The organism is Halovenus aranensis (assembly GCF_900100385.1).
GTDB lineage: Archaea > Halobacteriota > Halobacteria > Halobacteriales > Haloarculaceae > Halovenus > Halovenus aranensis.
Window position 1 is genome coordinate 1 of record NZ_FNFC01000035.1, and the last position, 6,341, is coordinate 6,341.

General features: G+C 58.0%; 4 protein-coding genes, 6 tRNA genes and 2 pseudogenes. 10 read left to right on the forward strand and 2 right to left on the reverse strand.

The window, feature by feature from the left end; genetic code table 11:
* Window positions 1-81: 81 nt before the first annotated feature.
* Window positions 82-501: pseudogene (locus BLR34_RS16225) on the forward strand (hypothetical protein); the annotation flags it as partial.
* Between the two features lie 66 nt (window positions 502-567).
* Window positions 568-1,766 (forward strand): annotated as a pseudogene (locus BLR34_RS16230) (RNA-guided endonuclease InsQ/TnpB family protein).
* A 28-nt stretch (window positions 1,767-1,794) separates the two neighbouring features.
* On the opposite strand, the gene BLR34_RS16235 reads toward BLR34_RS16230, so the two are convergent.
* Window positions 1,795-3,456 (reverse strand): transcriptional regulator, encoded by a 1,662-nt coding sequence (locus BLR34_RS16235; protein WP_092704910.1) that lies wholly within the window; start codon window positions 3,454-3,456, stop codon window positions 1,795-1,797.
* Window positions 3,457-3,595: 139 nt separating this feature from the next.
* Complete coding sequence (locus BLR34_RS16240; RefSeq protein WP_143414206.1) at window positions 3,596-4,216, reverse strand: hypothetical protein; 621 nt, start codon at window positions 4,214-4,216, stop codon at window positions 3,596-3,598.
* A gap of 724 nt (window positions 4,217-4,940) precedes the next feature.
* Here BLR34_RS16240 and BLR34_RS16245 point away from each other — a divergent pair.
* The 8 genes from BLR34_RS16245 to BLR34_RS16270 form a co-directional block, all read left to right on the forward strand.
* A tRNA-Gln gene (locus tag BLR34_RS16245) sits at window positions 4,941-5,016 on the forward strand.
* Between the two features lie 3 nt (window positions 5,017-5,019).
* Window positions 5,020-5,093: transfer RNA gene (locus BLR34_RS16250), tRNA-Asp, on the forward strand.
* A gap of 249 nt (window positions 5,094-5,342) precedes the next feature.
* A tRNA-Pro gene (locus tag BLR34_RS16255) sits at window positions 5,343-5,415 on the forward strand.
* 4 nt (window positions 5,416-5,419) lie between these two features.
* Window positions 5,420-5,506, forward strand: a tRNA-Ser gene (locus BLR34_RS17175).
* A gap of 2 nt (window positions 5,507-5,508) precedes the next feature.
* Complete coding sequence (locus BLR34_RS17180) at window positions 5,509-5,649, forward strand: hypothetical protein (RefSeq protein ID WP_176765364.1); 141 nt, start codon at window positions 5,509-5,511, stop codon at window positions 5,647-5,649.
* Window positions 5,650-5,697: 48 nt separating this feature from the next.
* Window positions 5,698-5,770, forward strand: a tRNA-Glu gene (locus BLR34_RS16260).
* A 103-nt stretch (window positions 5,771-5,873) separates the two neighbouring features.
* Window positions 5,874-5,944: transfer RNA gene (locus tag BLR34_RS16265), tRNA-Met, on the forward strand.
* Window positions 5,945-5,956: 12 nt separating this feature from the next.
* Window positions 5,957-6,341 (forward strand): hypothetical protein (locus BLR34_RS16270; protein ID WP_092704914.1); only part of this gene is annotated, 385 nt, incomplete at its 3' end.

The window sequence follows — 6,341 nt, forward strand, 5'->3', positions numbered from 1 at the left end:
AGACCGATGCTTCGATTCAGCCAGCTACCGTTCCGAGATTGAACGGCTCATACCAACTCAACTCGGCTTCCGAATTCTCGATTGGGAAGTACCGAGGTCGTTGATCTGGAGGACTTGGACTACTCGCGGCTCGAAGAGGGTGAAGCGTACATCCTCGAACTCGTCACGCCGTTCGTGCTCCGGTCAGAGTACCCAGCCGCGAACAACGTCGATGTCCCGTGGTGGTGGAGCGTCGACGGCGAAGAACAGTTACGCCACCGCCTAGAGAAGGTCGTCGAAGGTGGCGACGTCTACGAGTTGGAGACCATCGATCACGGTGTGGTCGTCGGGTATGAGGGTGATCGCCCGGTCGAAACAGCGAAGAACGGGATCACTCGCGTCGGCAACCACTCGAAGTACGGCTTCGGCGAACTCCGAGTCAAACCGGTCCCGAAGCAGGAGGAAAATCAGGAACGTGACACAAACCACAAGAACAATCAAGATGGTGATAGTACGAGATAACTGCGTCCCGGTTGAACCCGATTCCCACTCCGGTATCCACGGAATTGGTTTCACGGGTGCGTCTTAATAAAGATAATCGGATTACCGAGAACTGATAACCACTACCTGTACGAACTCCGCAACACAGACGAGTACCTGTCGTACACAGCGATGCAGAATATGCTCCCCGACCTGAAAGACTGGTGGGGGGAGTTGAACGATGTGTACTCGAAAGTGTTGCAGATGGTTGCCCGCCGCGTCAGCGACAACCTCGACCGCCTCAAGGAGAAGAAGGAGAACGGGCGGAAGGTCGGGATGCTGAAGTGGAAGAGTCCGCGAGAGTATCGGAGTCTCACCTACAACCAGTCTGGTTTCGAACTCAACAACACGAGTGACCAGACCGTGCTTTCTCTTTCTAAGATAGGTGAGATGCCGATACACCTCCACCGCGACATCCCCAACGACGCCTGCGTCAAACAAGTCACGGTCAAGCAGGAGAAATCGGGCGAGTGGTACGCCATCTTCGGCATCGAAACGGAAGATGACGCGCCCGAAAAACCCGCGTTGGACGAGATTGACCGTGAAGATATGGTCGGCATCGACGTGGGCATCATCAAGTACGCCCACGACACCGACAGCACGATGGTCGGCAGTCTTGACCTCGAATCCGAGTACGAGCGGCTCAAACGCGAGCAGCGAGCGTTGAGCCGCAAACAGGAAGGCTCACAGAACTGGCACGAGCAACGCCGCCGCATGGCCCGCATCCACGCCCGCATCGTACGGAAGCGTCGAGACTTCCTGCACAAGTTGTCGGCGTACTACGCTCGGGAGTACGACCTCTAGCGGTGGAAGACCTCGACGTTCACGGGATGATGCAACTGCCGTCGAACAGTCGGAACCGAGCGTCGGCGTCGTGGCGGACGTTCATCGACTTCCTCGAATACAAGTGCGACCGAGGGGGCACACATTTCGTGAAAGTCGAACCTGAAGGCACGACGCAAGAGTGTGCCGAGTGCGGTGTCGAGGTTGAGAAGGAGTTGTGGGTGCGCGAGCATTCCTGCCCGACCTGTGGGTTCGAGACTGACCGTGACGAGAACGCCGCGTATAACGTGCTTCAACGCGGTCTTCAGGAGCTAGGTTTGGGACACGCCGAAGTGACGCCTGCAGAGACTGCACTCCCTACGTCCACGACTGGTGGGTCGTCCAACGTCGTGGATGCAAAGTGCGTCGTTGAAACAGGAAGCCCCACCCTCAAGGAGCGAACGGCGGTAGCCGTGAGCGAGTAGGGTGGGGTAGTTCACTCTTGGTGTAGCGTTACCGGTCAGTTGATTCAGCTCGCTGGTACGTATTGAGCCGACCGCTACGATCGACGATGATCTGTCCTTCCTCTTCGAGCTTCCGGAGTTTGTTGTAGATCTGGTGATCGGGGAAATCTAGCTCTTCTCGGAGGTCTTCGATTGTTTTCGGGGCGTCCAACGAGACGAGTAGCGCGTTCTCGAGACAGTACGAGACGAGCCGGTCCGTGATTGGCGCGACAATATTGTGTCGCTCGTCGAGGACATCGAGCGTATCGAGCACAGCAAACGAGAAGAATTGGCCAGTGCGATCTTCCTGGGTCTTGATCTCTCGGAAGATGCTCTCCCAGTCGAGGTCGGCTTGTCTGGCGATCAGTGCGGCATCTTCGAGATCGCCTTCGCGTTCCGTAATCGATTTGAACACGAAGATATCGGTCAGCGAGAGCAGATGTACGTGAAGATCGCCGTACTCGAATGATTGGTCGCACCGCTCGATCATCGCCGGCGTCAACTGGAGCTGGCCGGCGACCGCCTCCACGAAAATATCCCAGCGCGGAAACCCTTCCTTCTCCAGCACAATACTGGGATCAAGCTGGTTGTATGCCGCTTCCAAGTCACTACGCTCCTCGTATCCCAGGTCCTGAAGCGCTTCGGCGATTGCAAAGAACGTCTGTCCGTCCTCAACGACGATGTCGACGTCTTTCGTCGAATCTTTCAACCCACGCAGAATGAGGTTGCCGCCTCCGAGAAGATACACGTCGACAGGCGTCTCCAGGTGGTCGCCAAGCTCTTCGAGCCCCCGTCGAAGGCTATCTTCCGGATGTTGGCCGCGCGGATAGACCCCATAATCGTTCGCGAGATCGATGAATTCCTCCCACGGGAGAAAGAGCTCATCGTGGTGGACCTCCCGCTGGTCGATGTATGCAAAGAGATCTGCCCATTTCTCGACGCACTCCCACCTGTTTGCGAGCCGCCACAGGTCGCTGGCGTCGAGGCTCGCGCGGTGGGTCAGATAGAATACGCCAGCCATCGCCATCTGTTTCTTGTTCTCAGCGACGGTCACCGCATGGATCAGAACCTCCTCGAGTCCCAGCGACCGATCACCTTGATAGACGTAGGTCTTCGCTGGGTGATAGTCAACACCGTAGCGAGTGAACGCCGAGAACGCAGTCGGCGTCCCATCGACGGTGTCCTTGCTCGTTGCGACCAGTCGGTCGCCGTTCGCGCGATATTCGGTTTCGAACGGTGTCGTTCGGGTTCTCGCTTCGAGGAACGACCGAAGCGTGTCATCGGTGATAGCATACCCGTCGTCCGTGTGTGCGATCGCACCCGTCTCCTGGATCTCGTTCAAATGCTTGTAGAGCGTGGACTTGGCGAACCCCTGTGTTTGTAACTCCGAAATCGTCTTCGGACCGTCGAGCAGCGCACCCAAGATGTCCTCTTTCGTCCCTATCAGCACGTTCTCGAGTGCGTAGCGGTCGAGGAGCTCGGCAAGCAGTGATGCTTCGTATGTGGGGGCCAGTTGGACGCCGTCAGTTCGGTCTACAAGATGGGCGTTTTCGAGGTCGCCAACGACCTCCGACGTCCAGCTCTGACTTTTATCGATGGCATCGGCTAATTCGCCAACAGAGTAGGACTGATCCCGCAAACAGTCGATTACCCGTAGCTCCGCTTCTCTCATATATTCCAATCCCACCGATGTGTTTATAAATATATCGGTGAGGATGGAATACAGATACCGGACGCTCAGTGTGGGTCGTCAAATGGTGAGGCGTTTGCACAAACGTATTTCGGAGAGACAATTCGATCTGCGAGTCAAACTACTCGAGAGGTGACGTGAACAGGCGCCGATACTCATCGAGCCACTCGATCTCGTGGTACGTCACGTCATTCTGAATGTCGTATTCAATCGGGAGTGGATTCGAACGGTGGGCTGTAAACGTGAGGTTGATCTCGATACAGGGCCCATGCTCTGAGACGCACTCGAAGCCATCGTCAACCGGGTAGACAACGCTAAACCAGCGAATCTGGAACCCAAAGTGGTCACACACATCTCTGACGACGGCAGCGTCACAATAGGGCGTGTGGACCCACAGTTCCCCGCCAGCGTAGGCCTGATCTTTGACACACCAGACTGCATCAAGGGAGCGGAGAAACTCGGCAGCGCGATTGTAGTGCGCTTCAGTCAGGCGGTCCCACCAGTGGTACTCCTCGACGTCGTCAACGAGGAACTGGAGGCAATCTCCACACACATCATACGCCCGCTCACCAAGAGAGACTTCGTGGAGTTTGTCGTACTGGGTGGTGTCACACGCATCGCACTGCGGGGAAGCACCACTACCCTGGCATCCAGTGGATGATCGCTGTTCGGTGTGGTTGGAACACCCGCTGTGTGCACTCCCTGGCTTCTGAGATTCGTTTGAGTCGGTATTCTCGGTCATTGGTATCTAACCGAGAACCGTCAGTCACGCCGTGTGACTGGGCTCCCGGCTAGCACCGGACCGGCGATCGGCCACTCATCTATCGCCACAGAGAGCAGGTTGGTGTAAATAGTTTCTGTGGGTCCAACCGAGAACACCGGCCAGCGTCCGGCTATCGACGACAGCCGATATTAGAGCAATAAACATCGTGTGCAACCGCTTGTTGAAGTGTGACTGCCGTGCCTGTGGGTAACACACCCTAACTAATTTTAATACAATTGCCACGATATTCCAGGCTGACGTCCGATACACCCCTCAAATCGAGAGAGTTCAACACGATGATCATCACTCGCCTCACCCCGCGGCGTGCTCGTTCTCGCTTAGCCGCGGGTCCCGTGTTCGGCGAGTGCCTACAAGGTCAGCGTGCGAAGAGCCCGGGTGCAAACCGCCGGATCCACGTCGACTTCGAATACGAGAGTTCGACGCAATCCGGCGACGTCCGGACACTCTCACCCGCATAACTCGGCCCCCATACGGACTACCCGTCACGGGTCGGGGAACACGGGATTGCCGCCTGCCTGTGCCCAGTACTCGCTCAGGACACAGCCTGATGCGAGTGCGGGATGCCAGGCTCGCGGCTGATTGGTTTCCGTTCGTTCGATACAGGAGCGAGCGGACTCCGTCCGCGCTGAGCGTACGGAAGTCGTTAGCCAACAGCCCCGCAGCGAGAGCTGCGGCTACGTCGAGCCCCGGAGTCTCCGCTGGCGAGGGACGCCGGACTTTGAATCCGGAGGTCGCCGGTTCGATTCCGGCCGGGGCGACATGCCGACGTGGTGTAATCCGGCGAGCATACGGTCCTGTCACGGCCGTGATCCGGGTTCAAATCCCGGCGTCGGCGTGGATGCGTGGCGTGGCCACGTGGGGATACCCATCGAGGTAGGCAGCCCGTTGGTGCGGTCAGCTGGATCGTTCCGACGATGCTGGGCCCAGCAGGGTCTGCAACCTACATGAGCCGGTGTGGTATTCCCGGGAACACCCGAAGTACGCCCCCGCAATGAGACGCGCAACCACGACTACTCGGTCGCGGTTGCGCAGTTGGAAAATCGTACAGATAGATAATCAGCTGCCGAACGCTCGGCAGTCCCGTGAGCCGATGGTCCAGCGGACGACGATCTGTGCCTTGGGCGCACAGGACCGAGGTTCGAATCCTCGTCGGATCACTGTGCCGTGACTGGGTATTGGGGAACCCAGCGGCCTGCTATGCCGTGGCCGTCTGCTATCGGTCTCCCGGTTCGAATCCGGGTCGCGGCGTCATGACAACGAATGTCTGCCCTACCTGCGAGGAGGAAGCGTTCCGTCACGTCCCGCTCGGTGAAACAACGTCCATCGACACGATTGGAAGCGTGAAAATCTGCGTCACCGAGGACGGCGCATACTTCCACGGAACGAGGTGACCGCCATCCATCCACTGGCGGACGATCCGTTCCAGACGAGGCCAACCCGCTCCAGTGGAGTAGCGGCCAAACTCACGGCCCTCTCACGGCCGAGCCCCCGGTTCGAATCCGGGCTGGAGCATTCTCCAACAGTCCGAGACCTCTCACTTCCAGCCGACGAAACTGAGGGACGGACAGCTGTGGAGAACTGAGAGATGTCCATGAGTGAGTTCCGAATTGTGTGCTGCGGGATAGGATAATGGCAGTCCACGGGGCTCATATCCCCGAGGCCCAGGTTCGACTCCTGGTCCCGCAATGGAGGACAACAATGGGACTATTCGATACAGTCGAACTCTACGACGACGTCCATTTACCGGAGTACCCCGACGGGCTTGCTCCTGCCGAGGACGTCGACTGGCAGACGAAAGGCATCGATCGACCGACCATGACCACATTTCGGATTACGGCGGACGGTCGGCTCCTCGAAGAGGAGTGGCACACCGAAGCGGTCCCGCCGGAAGACCGGCCATACGCGAGCCGTGACGACGTCGGCGAGGAAGATCTCCTCTACATGGCCGGCTGTCGGAACCGAGTCCACGACGGCTGGATCGAACGAGACGATTACCACGGCCGTTTCAAGCTCAAACACTCCTTCGAGGATCTCGATACACTCGTCACGTATCAAGTGACGTTCACGCACGGGCAACTCGAGG